Genomic DNA, 1,567 nt, shown 5'->3' with positions numbered 1-1,567 from the left:
TGATTGGGGGAAGGGAAATGGTTGCGGTGATTGCCGGCAATGGACTGGGTCTGTTCAACACCTCGCTGAACACCTTGGGTGGCGCGGGGGTGTTGGGTCAGGGTGGCTTTGGCCAGGTGGGTGGGCGCTCCTGGGTCAATGCCAGCAACGGCAACCTGGTGCTGCAGTTCAACGACCGTCAGCTGTCGGGGGTGGGGCTGGACCTGCTGCACACCCGCACCTACAACACCCAGGGCAGTTACGGCGACGCCGATGGCGACGGCTGGCGCTGGGACGGCGAGCGCCGGGTGGCCCTCAACGGCGAGCTGAATGCCCCTGGCAGCAGCCTGGTGCGCACCACCGGCGATGGCCACGAGACCCTGTACCGCTGGAACGGCGCCACCTACCAGTCCAGCGACGGCGACGGTGCCCATGACAGCCTTAGCTGGGACGCGGCGCGCAGCGAATGGGTGTGGCGCGACGGCAGCAGTCGCCGCGAGGAGCGCTATGCCGGGGCCAGTGGCCGGCTGGTGCAGGTCAGCGACGCCTTTGGTACGCGCATCGACTACGGCTACGATGCCGCCGGCCGGCTGAGCAGCGTCAAGGACGCCTCGGGCCAGGAGCTGGTGCTGGTGTACAACGCCGCCGGGCGCCTGGAGCGCCTGGACACCCGCCAGGTCGAGGGTGGTGCGCTGAGCCGGCAGGTCTACTACGGCTACGATGCTTTGGGCCGCCTGGCCAGCGTGACCACCGACCTGACCCCGGCGGACAACAGCATCAGCGACGGCCGGGTCTACACCAGCCGCTACACCTACGACGACGCCAGCCTGCGCATTGCCAGCGTGAGCCAGAGCGATGGCACCACGGTGAGCTTCACCTACGAACTGGTGGACGGCGAATACCGGGTCAAGACCGTCACCGATGCTTCGGGCACCACCACCTTCAGTTACGACCTGGCTAACCGCCGTACCGACATCAGCAATGGCCTGAACCAGCAGTGGAGCTACTTCTACGACGCGGCCGAGCGCCTGGTCGAGGTGCGCACCCCGGCGGTGGCGGGCCAGCGCCTGTCGACCCGTTACGCCTACGATGCCGACGGCAACCTCACCCAGGTCACCGACGGCCGCGGCAACGCCATCACCTACGGTTACGACGGCAACGGCAACCGCGTGCTGGAGCGCGACGCCCTGGGCAACACCCTGCGCCGGGTGTATGACGCGCAGAACCAGCTGCTCAACGAGATCCGCTACAGCCAGCCGGCGACCTGGAACGCCGCCAGCGCCAACTGGAACGAGCCGCCGGCGGCCAGCGCCCAGGTGCAGCGCTACGTCTATGACGCCAGCGGGCGCCTGCGCTACGCGCTGTCGGCCACGGGTGAAGTCAGCGAATACCGCTACAACGGCCAGGGCCTGCGCAGCCAGGAGCGCAGCTACGGCGATGCCCGCTATGACCTCGGCGCGCTGACGGCCGAGGCCGGCCCGAGCGAAGCGCAGTTGAACGCCTGGGCGGCGGCGCGCGATCTGAGCCGCAGCAGCCTGACCGAGCTGGTCTACGACTACCGTGGCAACCTGCAGCGCAGCACCCGCTA

General features: G+C 68.5%; 1 protein-coding gene. It reads left to right on the top strand.

Annotated elements, in window-relative coordinates:
• Positions 1-17: 17 nt before the first annotated feature.
• A partial coding sequence (locus tag AAFN46_RS20530) for a DUF6531 domain-containing protein (RefSeq protein WP_347810549.1) occupies positions 18-1,567 on the top strand: 1,550 nt, incomplete at its 3' end.

The sequence above is a fragment of the Pseudomonas sp. CAU 1711 genome, assembly GCF_039888625.1.
GTDB lineage: Bacteria > Pseudomonadota > Gammaproteobacteria > Pseudomonadales > Pseudomonadaceae > Aquipseudomonas.
The sequence above is the reverse complement of the archived record's forward strand: the minus strand, read 5'-3'. Positions and strand labels throughout refer to the sequence as shown.